The following is a 16,205-nucleotide window of genomic DNA, read 5'->3' on the forward strand; positions in this document are numbered from 1 at the left end:
CTAGTTAAAATTTGCCTTATTAAAAGGTGCTTTTTCTTTAGTCAGTTTTTCAATAGTATCATAATAGTATGACATCATAATATATGATCCTGCGATATTATAAACATCGTAGCCTTTTTGTTGTAACATAAGAGCAACATTATAAGAGCGTTGACCTGTTCGACAATGCACATATACAGGCTTTGATTTATCTATTTCTGCTAGTCTGTCCCTAATTTCAGCCATTGGAATATTTTTTGCACCATTTAACATACCATTTACAACTTCTCCAGGATTTCTAACATCAATAATCTGAGCATTTGCTTCTATTAACTCTTTTACTTTGGTAAATGGCACCTGCTTAAACTCACCATTTAAGATATTATTAGCAACATAACCTGCATGATTTACAGCATCTTTACCAGTAGAGTATGGTGGTGCATAACAAAGTTCAAGATCCTGAAGATCTTCTACTGTCATACCTGCTTTTATAGCTGTAGCAAGCACATCCATTCTTTTGTCAACAATACCTTGACCTATTGCTTGAGCACCCAATAATTTACCAGTATTTTTCTCAAACATAATTTTCATAAATATCGGCTTAACACCAGGCATAATACCTACTCTATCTACAGGCACTACATAAGTATAATCATAGTCAATATCTAGATTATGAAACTTAATCCAAGCCTCATTTAAACCTGTACTTGCACCAGTATAGTTAAAAACTTGTATTATTGATGAAGCTATATAGCCATTGTTTACAATCTTTTTACCATTTATATGATCTGCTATTAAACGTCCCTGCTTATTCGCTGGTCCTGCTAATGGTAGATTAAAATCTTGATTAGTCAGAGCGTTCTTGACTAAGATAGCATCACCTGCAGCATAGATATCTTCATCTGATGTTTGATAGTTCTCATTAACTTTAATATGACCACTCTTAGCTAGATCTATTCCAACACCTTTCAAAAACTTAGTATCCGGAGCTACGCCTATAGATAAAACTACCAAGTCAGATTTGATTTCTTTACCAGACTCAAGTAAAACTTTATCAGACTCAAAACCAACAACTTTTTCTGATAGCATCAACTTAATATCATGATCGAGTAGTTCTTTTTCTAAAAACTTAGCCATCTCATAATCAAAAGGACGCATAATTTGGTTAGCCATCTCAATGATAGTTACATTAAAACCTCTTTCTCTAAGGTTCTCAGCAACTTCTATTCCAATAAATCCAGCTCCAATAACAGTTACATCCTTGATTGTTTTGTTAGTATTAAAAACTGAATCATGTATCTTTTTAACATCTACTACATTTCTTAGGATAAAGTGGTCTATCAAATCAAGACCTTCAAATGGAGGTACTATTGGCTTAGCTCCAACAGCTATAATTAATTTATCATAACTCTCTGTATATTGCTTATTAGTTTGAAGATTTAAAACTGTAACAAGCTTATTTGTCTTATCAATATCTATAACTTCAGAGTTTGTACGAGCATCAATACTATATTGCTTATCAAACTTCTCTGGAGTCATTAAAATTAGCTTCTCAGCTGGCTCAATATGCCCACCAAGGTGATATGGTAAACCACAATTTGAGAATGATACATGAGGACCTTTCTCAAACATGATAATCTCTGCTGATTCATCTAATCTTCTTAGTCTAGCAGCAGCTGACGCTCCTGCAGCAACTCCACCAATTATTAGATATCTCTTAGTCATAATAAGCTCCTTTGTACTTGTAGTTATTTTCTTTTGTTATATGGTAAAAACTCTAACATTATTGCTAGTCCACAAGTTCCTGATAATCCTGCAAATAAAAGCCCAGCTCCAAAGAAGCCACTTAAAATTGCAAAATATTGTGATACCGTGAACGAAAGCACAACACCTAAAAGCACCATAAAGCCTACTATGATCTGTACTTGACGCATAATTGGTAATGGCTCTTTAACATTTTTTTGTGTTGGCTGCTTATGCTGTTTCCAAGCATTAATACCACCATCTAATAAATAAATTTTCTTTGCCGTTAAACCTGCGACTTTTTCAGCAGCTTGATTAGTTCTATTACCAGATTGACAATGAAGTACAACAACTTCATCAGAATCAATATTAGCATCATAAATATCTTCTACTAAAATATTTTCCGCGCAATCAATACACTCTCTTTTATGTTCATGAGGAGTTCTAATATCAACTAGTCTTACCTTTTCTTTCTTTTTTAGATCTAGGTATTCTTTAACAGATATTTTTTCTACTTTATGCATCTACACTCTCCTTTAGATTTTACTAATTTAGATATTTCTAATATATTATTCAAATTTTTTATCCACAATATATACTATATAAAGCTTCTAATATTTTCTCAACAGATGGGTCTTTAATACTATAGTAAACATTTTGTGACTCTTTTCTAAACTTTACCAATCCTTTATTTCTCAAAACAGATAAATGCTGAGAAAAAGCTGATTGACTAAGATCAGAATACTCTGCCAACTCTCCAACTGTCATTTCTTTTCTTAAAAGTAAACATAATATTAATAGTCTAGATTCATGCGAAATAGCTTTTAATAATGAAGATGCTTTAGCTGCATTATCCTTTATTTGCATTAAATCCATATCTAAAATTTACTTCATAAAAACTTTCAATAAAAGTATATTAGCAAAATCTAATTTAGAAATCAATAATATATTTACTTTTATAGATCTTTGTCTATTTAGATCTTATATTTAGTTTATGGTGAATTATTGTAAGGATAGGAAAAATATAAATATCTATAAAGATAGATTAATTATGTTTTTAAAAAACTTCTGCAAACTCTTTTGCATAATAAACTGTTTGACCTTTTAACAGATCTAACTTATTAGTTAAATCTAATACCATAAATACATCACTAGGCACATCATATTGGCATTTAATTACATACTCGATCGCTGGTTTAAAACCAAATCTAGGATAATAACTCGGATGACCTAAAACAAATATAGCATCAATATTATTTTTCTTAGCTTCTTTTATTACAGCTTCAACAAGCTTAGTTCCTATACCTTGATTTTGATATTCTGGAGATACACTCATTGGAGCTAAACCATATATATTTATACTACTAGTTTTCGCTTCCATTTTAGAAAGCACTATTTGACCAACAATTGTCTTATCTACTTCAGCAACTAATGAAATTAGACTTTGATGATCTGTATGTAATAACCTGACTAGCTTCTCTTCATCATCTGCTTCAAATGCTGAAGCAATAAGCTGATAAACTGTCTCTTGATCTTTTAATTGCTCATAACGAATATTTATATTCATAAACTAATCCTTTATAACGAGATCTCTTGTTGAACGTATTTCGATATTTAAAAACTTTTCAGTCTTTTTAATTCTTCCAAAAACTGCAAATTTAGCTCTTTTACTCTTATCAAAATCTAGATACTTAACTTGATTTGGCACTATAAATATTGAAAACCTTGAATCTTGATCAATTTTGAAAAGAAGCCTTTTACTCTCTCCCACATCTGAAACTGTGATCCCTGCAACTCCATATATAATACAGTATTTATTATTAATGCTTTGTATATTTATATCAGCCAATTCCAAACCATTTATAGTATAAATATCTTGTTTCGCGTATTCTCTATTGCGATTTTCAACAATTTGTTGCTTTTTAAAAGGCATTAGATTTAGTTCATCTTCTTTTTTAAGTACACCATCATTTTCAATTTTCGTAAGAAGATTTATACATTTTTCAAGATTTTTATTTACTAAAAAATTAAGCTTACTCATATCTTTTTTTGAATCACTTGAAATGAGCTCTTTTATTTTATCATTAGCTATTGGCTTAGCAGATTTAGGACATAGTTGATCATGCTCACTCTCGCCTTTGATAAACTCAAAATATGAGTCTTGATTTGCTTTACGTATTAGTTTTAGCTTAGCTTTACCACAGTCTGGGCAAAAAATATTATCAAAATGTAATTTACTACTATATTCATTAGCTTTTATAAAACCTTTTTTATATCTAGCTATTTTCACTATTTATCCTTAAACTTTTTTAAAAAGTATATCTGATATTTGATGATCGAGGTTTTGTCCTCTTTTCTCAAACTTTGTTAGAGGTCGCCAATCTGGTCTTGGTGCAAATCCAGTATACATATTCTGATACTTAGCATCATTATCAAGAAGCTCTAATACCTCCTCAGCATAAGGTAACCAATCACTAGCATAATGAAATACTCCGCCAACTTTAAGCTTCTTAGCAAAAAGATCTATATTTGATTGATTAACTAATCTACGTTTATTATGTTTTTTCTTATGCCATGGATCTGGAAAATATACTTGTATCCCAGATAAAGACTCATCCATAATCATATCATCTAAGATATCAACAGCATCATGACTCATTATCAAAAGATTAGATATATTTTGATGTTCTATTTCATATAAAATATTTCCAACCCCTGCCTTATGTACCTCTATTCCTAAATAATTTTTTCCTGGATTTTCTAAAGCCATCTGAATCAATGAGCTACCCATTCCAAAACCAATTTCCAAAATTACTGGATTATTATTTGAAAATACCTCTAAAAAATCTAATTTCCTATTTTGATCATAATTAATCATATATTTTTCAGCATAGTTTTCGAGAGCTTGTTGTTGCTTCTTCGTTACTCTACCAGCTCTTTGCACATAACTTTTTACTTGGCGTAAATTTTCTTTAGATTTATCACACATTTTTCTAGATTTAGAATTTTATTAGTACTATTCTATATCAACTAAAATAAAAATAAGAGTATATCTGTGTTAATATTTTTAACAATTCTTGCTTTACAAATCAGCTGCCTTATACTTCCAGGACCTGACTTTTTTGTTACTATTAGTAATTCTATCAAATTTGGACAAAAACAGGGTATTTATACAGCTTCTGGTGTTGCATCGGGAATACTTCTAAACACATTTATTGTTTATTGGTTTGGATCATTTTTATTATATAAAGAACCTATATTGTTTAAAGGACTGATTCTAATTGGAGCAATTTATTTATCATATTTGGCTTTTAATTTATATAAAAGTATTTTCACAAAACCACAAGCGCTTAACCCAAATGCAAACGAACATATCAAAAACTTAAATAGCTTTAATACCCCATCAAGTTTAAAGCTTTTTTTAAATGGTGCTTTTACTAATCTAGCTAATGCTAAAGTATTAGTTTTCTTTAGCTCTATGTTAAGTCTAGTTGATGATTTATCTAGTTTTGGTAAAGTTGCTATATGGATATGCATAGCTCTTACAACTTTTATTTGGTTTACTATAGTTGCTACTTTTTTTGGTAATAATAAACTTAGACAGATCTTCTTTAGAAATATCAAGAAGCTTGAATTTATATCAGCAGTATTTATAACAGTTTTTGTAATAATTATCTTAATTGAACTTTTCTAAAACAGAACCTTACTCCAACCCAATTTTTCTCTTAAAGTATCATAATAATTATAATCTTTTGTATGTAGGACAGTGACTTTCTTTTCTGCCTTTTTGATAGTTACTTTTTGGTGAGATCTTAAAATAGTATCATGCCTACCATCTATACTTAAAACAGGCTCAGGATCATTATATTCTGTTATATAAATATCTATAACACTTTCATCTGATATTACTAATGGTCTACTATTTAATGAATGTGAACATATCGGCACAAGAACTATACTATTTTGATTCGGATTAAGAATCGGACCACCTGCTGCCATAGCATGTGCTGTTGAGCCCGTAGGTGTTGATACAATAAGACCATCTCCACGTTGGTCAAAAGCATATCTGCCATCAATGTAAACTTTTAAACCAAACATTAATCCTCGACTTGAAGTTATCGCGATCTCATTAAGTGCTATTGATGCTTCTAAAGGAACACGTAAATTATCATCAACTCGACACTTAAGCATACTTACATTAGAAACAGATACTTGACCTTGCAAAATATTCAAAAGGTCATCTTTTAAAGTTCTATCATTTGGTGCTATAGTTGTTAAAAACCCAAGCTTACCCTTATTGATACCCATAACAGGTATGCTACTATACAAAGCCAAGACTCTAGCTGCTTTTAAGAAATTTCCATCCCCGCCAACGACTATCGCAACATCACATTTAAGAGCTATTTCTTTTAAGCTGCCAATCTCAATATCTCTTAGATGAATATCCTCTGCAGTCTCAGTCTCTACAACTATTTGCAATCCTTTTTCAACAAGAAAATTACATAGCATTTCAACTGTTCGACTAACATCCTGTTTATAGTGCTTCCCTATAATAGCTACTTTTTGGTATGCAAACATTATTTTAATTTTAGAATTTTATTAACGCTAGTATAACAAAAGAAAAAATAAATTAACTAACAAATATTACTCGTAATTTATCAAGACTTTAAACGAATACCTTTCTCTAAAAGATACCAGCAAAGATAATATAATAAAAATGTGAAGATAATTATTGCAGCAAATGCAAAATAAGGATTAACTGTTGAAATACCAAGAAAACCATATCTGACAAAATCAACTATATAAAATAATGGATTACATGATGATATAAAATGCCAAAAACCAGTAAGATTATTTATATTATAGAAAACTCCTCCTAAATAGATAAGTGGAGTCAATATAAATGTTGGAAATATCGTAGTATCATCAAATTTCTGTGAAAATATAGCATTTATTAACCCTCCTAAAGAAAATAAAGCTCCACAAAATATAAATCCTGCTAATACTAAAAACACACTATGAATAGTACTAAAACCACCTAAAATAAATGCTGCTATACTTACCAATACACCAACCACAAATCCTCTGAAAATTCCTCCAGATATATAGCCTAAAACTATCACATGATTACTAACAGGAGAAACTAATAGCTCCTCAATTGCCTTACTAAAGCGTATACCAAAAAATGAGCTGACAACATTACCATATGAGTTTTGAATCACCGCCATAATAATAAGACCTGGAGTAATATACTGCATATAAGTAATACCATCACCCATAGTCCCAATACGTGAACCAACAACCTTACCAAAAATTAGAAAATATAAAACTATAGTTATTACTGACGGTAATAATGTTTGTGGCCAAATTCTAAATACTCTTTTACACTCACGATTAAAAATCGTTATATATGTTATCCAATAATCTCTTAAATTCATAAATTTACCTATTTATTCCTCGCAACATCGATAAATAATTTCTCAAGCTTTGCTTCTTTAGTACGTACATCTAAAACATCTAAATGGTACTTACTCGTCAATTCTGAAAATATCTCATTTAAAACTACACCCTTTGGAACTTCGACTTCTAATGTATATTCATCAACTAACTTCACTTCACCAAAACTAAGCTTTATATCTTCTTGACATTTGTCTTTCAAATCAAAAATATATGTATGCTTATCTGCTGATTTTAAGAATGTCTTCATATCAGTGTTCACATGAACTTTCCCTTTATGAATAAGAGCAATACGGTTACACATTGATTCTGCTTCTTCTAGATAATGCGTTGTTAAAATAATAGTTAATCCCTCTTTATGAAATTCAGAAATCATTTCCCATAAAGAGTTTCTCAACTCAACGTCAACACCCGCTGTTGGCTCATCTAATATTAATAGTTTAGGCTTGTGTATCAATGCTCTAACAACCATTAATCTTCTCTTCATACCTCCTGATAAGAATCTTACTTGGGTATCTTTTTTATCATAAAGATCAACTTTTTTAAGTAATTCCTCTGCATAAGGTATCGCATCTTTTTTAGAAATCCCAAAAAAACCAGCTTGAGTAATTAATATATCGATTGGTTTTTCAAAAATATTAAGATTTATCTCTTGAGGCATTACACCCAGGTGTTTTCTGGCACTTATAAAATCATTGTCAATATCATGGTCAAATATTTTAATCTGCCCAGATGTTTTATTCACAAGAGAGGAAATCATTCCTAAGGTTGTTGATTTACCTGCCCCATTCGGACCCAAAAGAGCAAAAAAATCTCCCTTTTTAACATCAAAACTAATATCATCTACGGCTTTTAAACCACCTTTATAGATTTTAGTTAGATTTTTTATTTCTAAAGCTTTTTCTAATGACATTTTGAAATGTTATTTTTATAAATTTTGAAAGAATTATACCATTTCAGTAAAAATATTGTTGAAATTCGCAGCTTTACATAACTTCGGCATAAAATTTTTTTATACAAATTTAGAAAAAATAAATGATAAAACAGTTACTCCTACAACTATTATAAATATTGGCCTAACTAACTTTGATCCTTTTAAGATAACCATTCTTGATCCTGCAATACCTCCAAAGAAACTTCCTATAGCCATCAAAAATCCAAACGCATAATTCACATGTCCCGATAAGATAAATACGATAAGTGAAAATACATTACTTTTCAAATTTAGTACTTTTGCATATCCTGAAGCCTGCAGAAATGTATAGCCAAGAAAATAAACTATAGCAATAATCCAAAAATTACCTGTTCCTGGCCCAAAAAAACCATCATACGCACCTAATAAAAATCCAAATAATGTAAAAAATGTAATTTCTGACATCTTTTTTTTACCAGGATTAACACCTAGATTTTTATTCACAATACTAAAAATAAAGACAAAAACTAAAAGTATTGGGACAAGCTTATTCATAAAATCATTATGAATAATAACTGCTAATATGGTACCTAAACTTGCTCCAATAAAGCCAGCCACAAGCCCTCTCAAAACAGTTTTAAAATTTATCAGACCATTCTTATAGTACTTTAAAGTAGCCATTGCTGTACCAATACTTGCTTGAAGTTTATTTGTACCTAAAACCATAGTAATCGGTAGACCTGTCATACCTAAAGCAGGGATACTTATAAGCCCTCCTCCACCAGCAATAGCATCAATAAAACTAGCTAAAAATCCCATCAACACAATAAATGAGCAAAGAACTAAAAAATGATTCGCAAAGAACTCTTGCATATTTTTATTTACCTCTAAAATGTATAGCTAACCATATAGTTGGATTAGCTGTATACGTAACCCAATGCTTAGTGTCTTTAGGAATCAGTAAATGCTCACCTTCTTCAAGAATATATTCTCTAGTATCTAGTCTAAGCTTTGCTTTACCTTTTAATACTAAAACCCACTCATCATAGTTTTGAATATATGGTTTATTTAAATCTGTAACTTGTCCATAAGAAATAATTTTTTCAACATGAACATTATCATATTTTAAAAGATCTAAAAAAACTTCATCATCTGAAAATTTTGGGAAAACACTATAAATATTGTCCTTTGCATTTTCTTTAACCATTTCTACTTAACCTTTCTTATAACCCTATTCTAATTTGGCATTACTTTAGCAGAAAACATATTAGACTATCATAGCACTCTTTTAGTAGAAATACTTATCAAACATACTAAGAGATATATTAAACAAAATATTTGTTATAATTCATCATATCTGAAATAAAACCTTTATCTAATATGATAATAGATTCTCACTGCCATCTTAATTATTTAAAACTCGAAGATACAAACCTTGATAATGTCATCTCAAATGCCAAAAATGCGAACATAGATAAAATAGTTTCAATTGCTGTAGCATGGCACGAGATCGATGATATTCAAAAGATAGCTGAAAGTTATAAAGATGTATATTTCTCAGTTGGCGTTCACCCAAGTGAGCTAGACTCTCATCAACCAAGTACTGAAGAAATTATAATAAGATCAAACCATCCAAAATGTGTTGCTATTGGCGAAACAGGTTTAGACTATTATTACAACGATCAAGAAACAAAGCATAAACAAATATCTAAATTTGTAAATCATATCCACGCTGGTATTGAAACAGCTAAACCAATAATAGTTCATACTAGAGCTGCTAAACAAGATACTTTAGACATTTTAAAATCTGAAAATATTCAAAAATGTGGTGGTATCTTGCATTGTTTTACTGAAGATTATGATATGGCAAAGCAAGCTATAGATATGGGAATGTACATCTCTTTTTCAGGAATCTTAACATTTAAGAATGCTAAAGATATTCAAGAAATAGCAAAAAAACTTCCTTTAGATAGAGTCTTGATAGAAACTGATGCCCCATATCTAACACCAGTACCATATAGAGGCAAACCAAACTATCCAGAATATGTTAAATATGTTGCAGAGTTTCTTGCTGAATTAAGAAATGAAAGCTTCGAAAAAGTAGCTAAGCAAACGTATGATAATACTTGTGAAGTTTTTAAATTAAGATAAAAATTTATAACAAGCCTAATTTATCAAAACCTATATTATTTAAAGCTCCATATAAAATAACTGCTACTGAATTAGACAAATTAAGACTTCGACTATTCTTATGCATAGGGATTTTAAGTTGAGTCTGATTTAATAAGTTTAAAATGCCACTAGGAAGACCTCTTGTTTCAGGTCCAAATAGTAAAATATCATCTCCATCAAAATTTACTTGATGATAATACTGTTTTGCCTTAGTGGTACAAGCCCAAATCTTTTTAGTTTTATTTTTCTCATAAAACTCGTCAAAATTTTTATAAACTTTAAGATCTGCAAATTCATGATAATCTAAACCTGCTCTTCTTAATTGCTTATCATCTAATTTAAATCCTAAAGGCTCTATCAAATGCAAATTAGCACCTACATTAGCACAAAGTCTAATAATATTACCTGTATTTGGTGGTATTTCTGGCTCATATAATGCTATGTTTATCATATAAAAATTCTAACCTTATAAGATTTATAATTCGTAATTTAACTCTTGAGATTCTATATGAAATTATTTTAAACTCAAGCATCAGCTATAACATCATATATGCAAATCATCATCTAAGAAATGCTCAAAATTGCTATCTCTTTCTTTTACTTTTTTTAAATTTTGATTATATATCTCTTCAAATTCTTTTATTGCCTTCTCATTCATAACCTTTTCTAAATATTCTGGATCTATTAAAAATGGTTTCGTTGAGGTCTTCTGTTTATGAATAATTCTTGGAATCCTTATAGAATATAAAACTCGAACATGTTGATGCTTAAGATCATCAAGCATAACTATTAAATTAACTTTTACTTCATATTTGTTTGGAACTAAGTGATATTCTTTTTTACCGTATACATTGATTTGTTTTACAGGCCTTGCTTTAAATTCAATTTTAGCAGGACGTTTAATATATTTCTTATTATATTTTTTTAAAGCTTCTATAATTTTCTCTCTATCATCTCTTTCCAATCTTTGCTCAGTATCAACCATTTGTGGCAATATCTGTTTAATAAAATCATCAACCTCTTGATGACTCAAAGCTATACATGTACCAGATCCATTTTTACTTTTATCAAAACAACCATGCTTATCTATAAAAAGATATAGTTTTTGTGTTTTATCATAATAAATTTGGTAATCATATAGTTTTGGTGGATGACCTAGATATACAAAGTCATGATTTGTAATAATCGCACATGCTGAAATAACTACGGCTAAAGCTATTAAAGAAAGAAACTTAATAAATTTATACATTATTAGCTTAGAAACCCTGCATTACTTCCCTAAGATTTTATATAAAATAATACTTATTACAATTTATTTTAACCAGTACTAAATCCAACTAGCTACATCTAAAGCTGTATATGTAAGTATAATTTTTGCTCCGGCACGCTTCATTGATGTTAAAGTCTCTATAGTAATTGCTTTCTCATCAACTAATCCTGCTTGAGCTGCAGCTTTTATCATGGCATACTCACCGCTTACATGGTATGCAGCTATTGGTAAATCGACAATATGATTTAATTCATTGATTATATCAAGATAGCTTAATGCAGGTTTAACCATGATAAAATCTGCACCCTGTTCTATATCCGCAATAGCTTCACGAATAGCTTCTTTTTTATTGCGATAATCCATTTGATAAGTTTTACGATCACCTTTTAAAGATGAGTCACAAGCACTTCTAAATGGCCCATAATAAGCTGATGCATATTTAACCGAATAAGACATAATATTTACAGTTTCAAAATCAGCCTCATCTAAAGCTTGACGCATAGCCATAATCATACCATCCATCATACCACTTGGAGCAACTATATCAGCCCCAGCTTCTGCATGAGATACTGCTGTCTTTTGCAAGATCTCTAATGTCTTATCATTATCAACATATTCATCTTCATTTAGTATTCCACAATGCCCATGCGGTGTAAAACTACACATACAAACATCAGTTGCAACAACTAGCTCTGGGGCAAGTTGCTTAATTTTTCTAATAGCCTGCTGAGTTATGCCATTAGGATCATAGTTTTCAGATGAAACCAAATCTTTAGTCTTTGGAACTCCAAATATCATGATACTTTTTATACCAGATTTTAAAACTTGCTCAACAAGTTCTTCTAGCCTATCAATGGACCAATGATATTGATTTGGCATACTTGATATTTCTTTTTTAATGTTTTGTCCATGCACGACAAATATTGGATACATTAAATCATTGATATTTAAAGTCGTCTCTGCAACCATATCTCTAATATTCTGAGTAACTCTAAGCCTACGTGGGCGTGATATTGGAAAACTCATATATGACCTATTTTTTATTTTTGTTTGGATTTTTTCTATATAAAACTAGGATATTACCAATTATTTGCACTAACTCTGATTTTGTTGCCTTAACAATCTGTGTTGCTATTTGTTGTTTTTCTTCTTTTGGTAAACGCCCTGCCTTTACTTTTATAAGCTCATGAGATGCTAAAGCTAGATCAATTTCTAGCATTACATTCTCTGTAAGGCCTTTTTCACCCATTAATACTACAGGTTTTAAGCTATGAGCTTCAGCTTTTAGCTTTTGTTGCTGTTTTACTTCCATTTTTTACCTACTTTATAATTTTTAATATTAAATTTTCTAAGATTAGTTCTTTATCAACATTTTTAAAATTAAGAAAATAATCATTAGCTTCCAATGTTTTTTGATATAACCTATATATCTGATTTTCTGACAACTTAGCAGCAAGATACTTAACAACAGCTAGTTTATCATAATTAGCAATATTTATGCTCTGATCATCTAGCTTATAATAATACACATCAATTATTAAGCTTGTTAACCAATAGAGGACATCTTTAAAGTTTGGATTAGCTTCTTTAAGAAATACATTTGTGTTTAACTGATTTACTAAAACTCTCATCAAACTATTTCTAATTTGCCAGAAATGTTGTTCTAGTTTAATTTTAGCTATCACGTTAATATCATCTCGAGCCATAAGTAATGACTTTTCTATAGCTTCTTTCGACATATCAAATGTATATTTTAGATAACTATACTTATCTTGATCACTAAAGCTTATATCATAGACTAAAGATCTACTTCTTACTGTTGCTAAAATATTATTATAATTACGCGTAAACATTAAAAAAAACGTATCTTCCGCAGGTTCTTCCAATGTTTTTAAAATAGCATTAGCTGCGGATTCATTTAGAAAATCTAATTCTGGAATTATAATAATTTTAGCTAGGTTATTATGCCCAGTTAATTCACATTTTTTTATTATTTTCTTAACTTCAGCAACTCTAATCTCATCATTTTCTGGATTTGCTACAGTAATATATGGAGACTCATTATAATCATCTACTTTTTGACCTAATAAAACTTGGCATAAAGAATTTATAAAACTGTCTAACAATACAGCATCTTTTACTCTAAAAATAAAAGCATGATGTAACATGCTCTTAGATTTTTGTTCAAGAAAATTCTCCAAAATTTTTTGATGAGTATTTAAAGAAAACACTTTATTCCTACAATATTTTACGTGCGTATAAGAAATTTGTTAGAGCATTTTTGATCATTGTAAGTTTAGATTTCAATAATCCTTTTTCTTTTTTTCTAACAAAACTAACTTCATATACATCATGCTTTTTATTAACTAAATTTATTAAATAATCATCATAAGTTTGAATCTCATCTACCAATCCAAGTTCAAGAGCATCCTTACCAAACCAGTATTCTCCAGTAGCAACTTTATGCATATCTAGATTAGGACGATAATTTAAAATATGTTTTTTAAACAATTCGTGAATATTCGCTAAGTCTTGCTTAAACTTCTTACGACCTTCTTCTGTATTTTCACCAACAGTAGTTAATGTACGCTTATACTCACCAGAAGTGTGCATCTCAACATTAATACCATTTTTTTCAAGTAGATCTCTAATATTTGGAACAGTTCCAACTACACCAATAGAACCAACTATTGCAAATGGTGCAGAAATTATTTTATTAGCAACTGCAGACATCATATAGCCACCACTCGCAGCCACTTGATCAATACAAACAGTCAAATTAATACCTAATTGGCGAATTCTTTCTAATTGCGCTGCTGCAAAACCATAACCATTTACTACTCCACCAGGGCTATCTATTCTTACAATAACTTCATCTGCTGATTTTGCAACTGCTAAAATAGCAGATACTTCTTTGCGTAAATTTTCAACTTGTGAAGCATGAATATCGCCTTTAAAGTTAATTACAAAAACTTTTTCTTCAGGTTTATCATTTTGCTTTTCTAGTTTCTTCTGCTCTTTTAAATAATTTTTATAATCTTTTTTATCTAATAAAGTTTCTAAAACTTCTTCTTTGGTTTCTTTATAATCTTTATCAATTTTATTAATTTGTAACTTACCTTTAGTAAGTTTAGTAACTTCTTGTTTTGCCTTTGCTAATAATGAAAAAAAAGTTCCAATAACAAAAATAACTGCTACTACAATTAGTACTACACTAAGAGCAAAAAAGACAAAATTTACAAAACCTTGATACCACATATAACCTTACCTACCTGTGTGCTCTTAAAGTTTTCAGTAATGATTCATTAGCATTACCTTTTAAATTAGCTTTTTTAACAGAGTCTCTAGCAAAAACTCTTTTCTTATAATCATATATAGCACCAAATGTTTCATCGATACTAAACCCTTCAGCTTCTAAAGAAATCATTAATGCCGCAATATAGCAATCTGCTAAAGTAAAATTAGATGATATAAAATAATCAAACTCACTAAAAGCTTTCTCAAGAGTTAAAAAGCTTTCTTTAAAGTCTTTAAAAATAACACTAAGTTTTTCTTTGTCATCTCTATTTTTTCTAATTTGATCAAGCACTGGATACCATTCATTATCTATTTTTTCTAAAGATAAACGAATCTTAATACGCTCATTTACTAAACTTGGTAATAGACTAGGCGCAGGAAATCTTTCATCAATATATATTAAAAGAGCTTTTCTATTATTTATACTATAACCCTTTTCTTTTAATACTGGGAAAATACCATTAGGTGATATTTTCTTTAATTTTTCTGGTGCAAGATCACCAGCCTCAACAACATCCATACTCATTTTTTTCTCAGCTAACGCAATTCTTGCTCTAAGAGAATATGGACAATATTTAGTAGTATATAAAGTAACTTTCATTGAATATGCCTTTTTATAGATTAAAACAATTAACCTTATTTGTTATAATTGTCAGAATAGTAAAAACTAGTAACAAATTTTATCATATTTGTGGATAACTACAACATAGACGAACATGGCTTTTTAGTAGATTTCGAAAGTTGGGATATGGATTTTTGTAAATTGGCAGCAATTAGCGAAGATATTAACCTCTCTGAAGATCATATACTTATCATAAACTTTCTAAGAGATTTTTATAAAAAAAATAAAAAATCTCCAGCAATTAGAGAGCTTGTTAAAGCCTTAAAAGAAAATTATGGGGAAAAAATAGGTAATAGCTTATATCTACAGATACTATTTCCTATATCCCCAGCTGTGCAAGCTGCTAAGCTAGCTGGATTACCAAAGCCTAAAAGATGTATTTAAAAGTTTTAAAGGAGAAAAAATGAATACCGTTTTTTGTAAAAAGTATAATCAAGAGTTAGATGCAATACCATTTCAACCTCTACCAGGAGAGTTAGGTAAAAAAATACATGCTGAAATTTCAAACAAAGCTTGGCAAGCATGGCTATCACATCAAACTATCTTGATAAATGAATATCGCTTAAACCTTATGGATCCAAAAGCAAAAGAGTTTTTACAAAAGGAAATGCACAAATTTTTATTTGAAAATAAGGAAGATAAACCTGAGCAGTTCAGTGAGATTTAATTTTTCCTAAAAACAAGCATTCTAAGATAAATTACAACCTTTAGCACTAATTTTTATTTAAGATAATTCTCTTGAAAAAGTTACA

22 protein-coding genes are annotated in these 16,205 nt (G+C 29.8%); 4 read left to right on the forward strand and 18 right to left on the reverse strand.

The annotated features are described in order from the left end of the window. The 6 genes from R8535_RS01140 to trmB all read right to left on the reverse strand — a co-directional run bounded on the left by R8535_RS01140 (position 1) and on the right by trmB (position 4,711). The gene (locus tag R8535_RS01140) at positions 1–1,704 is read right to left on the reverse strand and encodes an FAD-dependent oxidoreductase (RefSeq protein ID WP_329495736.1); all 1,704 of its coding nucleotides are present in this window, start codon (positions 1,702–1,704) and stop codon (positions 1–3) included. Between the two features lie 23 nt (positions 1,705–1,727). Beyond that, on the reverse strand, positions 1,728–2,246 hold the full coding sequence (locus tag R8535_RS01145; RefSeq protein ID WP_329495737.1) for a rhodanese-like domain-containing protein: 519 nt from the start codon (positions 2,244–2,246) through the stop codon (positions 1,728–1,730). A 58-nt stretch (positions 2,247–2,304) separates the two neighbouring features. After that, entirely contained in the window at positions 2,305–2,598 is a 294-nt protein-coding gene (locus tag R8535_RS01150) for an ArsR/SmtB family transcription factor (protein ID WP_329495739.1), read from the reverse strand. Between the two features lie 181 nt (positions 2,599–2,779). After that, positions 2,780–3,289, reverse strand: coding sequence for a GNAT family N-acetyltransferase (locus R8535_RS01155; RefSeq protein WP_329495740.1), 510 nt, complete (start codon positions 3,287–3,289; stop codon positions 2,780–2,782). A 3-nt stretch (positions 3,290–3,292) separates the two neighbouring features. Further along, positions 3,293–4,012 (reverse strand): hypothetical protein, encoded by a 720-nt coding sequence (locus R8535_RS01160; protein WP_329495742.1) that lies wholly within the window; start codon positions 4,010–4,012, stop codon positions 3,293–3,295. Between the two features lie 9 nt (positions 4,013–4,021). Beyond that, positions 4,022–4,711 (reverse strand): tRNA (guanosine(46)-N7)-methyltransferase TrmB, encoded by a 690-nt coding sequence (gene trmB, locus R8535_RS01165; RefSeq protein WP_329495744.1) that lies wholly within the window; start codon positions 4,709–4,711, stop codon positions 4,022–4,024. Between the two features lie 66 nt (positions 4,712–4,777). On the opposite strand from trmB, the gene R8535_RS01170 reads away from it, so the two are divergent. Further along, on the forward strand, positions 4,778–5,416 hold the full coding sequence (locus R8535_RS01170) for a LysE family translocator (protein WP_329495745.1): 639 nt from the start codon (positions 4,778–4,780) through the stop codon (positions 5,414–5,416). Here the strand turns inward: R8535_RS01170 and R8535_RS01175 are convergent. The 5 genes from R8535_RS01175 to R8535_RS01195 form a co-directional block, all read right to left on the reverse strand. Then, positions 5,413–6,303 (reverse strand): NAD(+)/NADH kinase, encoded by an 891-nt coding sequence (locus R8535_RS01175; RefSeq protein WP_329495824.1) that lies wholly within the window; start codon positions 6,301–6,303, stop codon positions 5,413–5,415. The genes R8535_RS01170 and R8535_RS01175 overlap by 4 nt on opposite strands. Positions 6,304–6,380: 77 nt before the next feature. After that, positions 6,381–7,160, reverse strand: a complete 780-nt coding sequence (locus R8535_RS01180; protein ID WP_329495747.1) for an ABC transporter permease — start codon at positions 7,158–7,160, stop codon at positions 6,381–6,383. Between the two features lie 8 nt (positions 7,161–7,168). Then, entirely contained in the window at positions 7,169–8,092 is a 924-nt protein-coding gene (locus tag R8535_RS01185; protein ID WP_329495749.1) for an ABC transporter ATP-binding protein, read from the reverse strand. A gap of 99 nt (positions 8,093–8,191) precedes the next feature. Continuing rightward, positions 8,192–8,965 (reverse strand): TSUP family transporter, encoded by a 774-nt coding sequence (locus R8535_RS01190; RefSeq protein ID WP_329495750.1) that lies wholly within the window; start codon positions 8,963–8,965, stop codon positions 8,192–8,194. Between the two features lie 4 nt (positions 8,966–8,969). Beyond that, a complete protein-coding gene (locus R8535_RS01195) occupies positions 8,970–9,299 on the reverse strand; it encodes a cupin domain-containing protein (RefSeq protein ID WP_329495751.1) in 330 nt (109 codons plus the stop codon). 173 nt (positions 9,300–9,472) lie between these two features. On the opposite strand from R8535_RS01195, the gene R8535_RS01200 reads away from it, so the two are divergent. Continuing rightward, complete coding sequence (locus tag R8535_RS01200; RefSeq protein WP_329495753.1) at positions 9,473–10,243, forward strand: TatD family hydrolase; 771 nt, start codon at positions 9,473–9,475, stop codon at positions 10,241–10,243. A gap of 4 nt (positions 10,244–10,247) precedes the next feature. Here R8535_RS01200 and trmL read toward each other — a convergent pair whose 3' ends face one another. From trmL to sspA, 7 genes are all read right to left on the reverse strand, one after another. Next, positions 10,248–10,715 carry a tRNA (uridine(34)/cytosine(34)/5-carboxymethylaminomethyluridine(34)-2'-O)-methyltransferase TrmL gene (gene trmL / locus R8535_RS01205; protein ID WP_329495755.1) on the reverse strand — a complete coding sequence of 156 codons (468 nt, stop codon included), beginning with the start codon at positions 10,713–10,715 and terminating at the stop codon, positions 10,248–10,250. A gap of 93 nt (positions 10,716–10,808) precedes the next feature. After that, positions 10,809–11,513 (reverse strand): FTN_0109 family protein, encoded by a 705-nt coding sequence (locus tag R8535_RS01210; protein WP_329495757.1) that lies wholly within the window; start codon positions 11,511–11,513, stop codon positions 10,809–10,811. Positions 11,514–11,591: 78 nt separating this feature from the next. Beyond that, positions 11,592–12,560: a porphobilinogen synthase gene (gene hemB, locus R8535_RS01215; RefSeq protein ID WP_329495759.1), complete on the reverse strand. Its 969-nt coding sequence runs from the start codon at positions 12,558–12,560 to the stop codon at positions 11,592–11,594. Between the two features lie 7 nt (positions 12,561–12,567). Continuing rightward, a complete protein-coding gene (gene yhbY, locus R8535_RS01220) occupies positions 12,568–12,846 on the reverse strand; it encodes a ribosome assembly RNA-binding protein YhbY (RefSeq protein ID WP_329495761.1) in 279 nt (92 codons plus the stop codon). 7 nt (positions 12,847–12,853) lie between these two features. Further along, the gene (locus R8535_RS01225) at positions 12,854–13,765 is read right to left on the reverse strand and encodes a DNA polymerase III subunit delta' C-terminal domain-containing protein (RefSeq protein WP_329495763.1); all 912 of its coding nucleotides are present in this window, start codon (positions 13,763–13,765) and stop codon (positions 12,854–12,856) included. Between the two features lie 7 nt (positions 13,766–13,772). After that, positions 13,773–14,792 (reverse strand): protease SohB, encoded by a 1,020-nt coding sequence (gene sohB, locus R8535_RS01230; protein WP_329495764.1) that lies wholly within the window; start codon positions 14,790–14,792, stop codon positions 13,773–13,775. A 10-nt stretch (positions 14,793–14,802) separates the two neighbouring features. After that, positions 14,803–15,432, reverse strand: a complete 630-nt coding sequence (gene sspA, locus R8535_RS01235; protein WP_329495765.1) for a transcriptional regulator SspA — start codon at positions 15,430–15,432, stop codon at positions 14,803–14,805. Positions 15,433–15,522: 90 nt separating this feature from the next. On the opposite strand from sspA, the gene R8535_RS01240 reads away from it, so the two are divergent. Both R8535_RS01240 and R8535_RS01245 read left to right on the forward strand, forming a co-directional pair. Next, positions 15,523–15,837: a TusE/DsrC/DsvC family sulfur relay protein gene (locus tag R8535_RS01240; protein WP_329495767.1), complete on the forward strand. Its 315-nt coding sequence runs from the start codon at positions 15,523–15,525 to the stop codon at positions 15,835–15,837. 19 nt (positions 15,838–15,856) lie between these two features. Beyond that, a complete protein-coding gene (locus R8535_RS01245; protein ID WP_329495768.1) occupies positions 15,857–16,120 on the forward strand; it encodes an oxidative damage protection protein in 264 nt (87 codons plus the stop codon). Positions 16,121–16,205 lie beyond the last annotated feature (85 nt).

This window comes from Francisella sp. 19S2-4 (genome assembly GCF_036281795.1).
Taxonomy (GTDB): Bacteria; Pseudomonadota; Gammaproteobacteria; order Francisellales; family Francisellaceae; genus Francisella.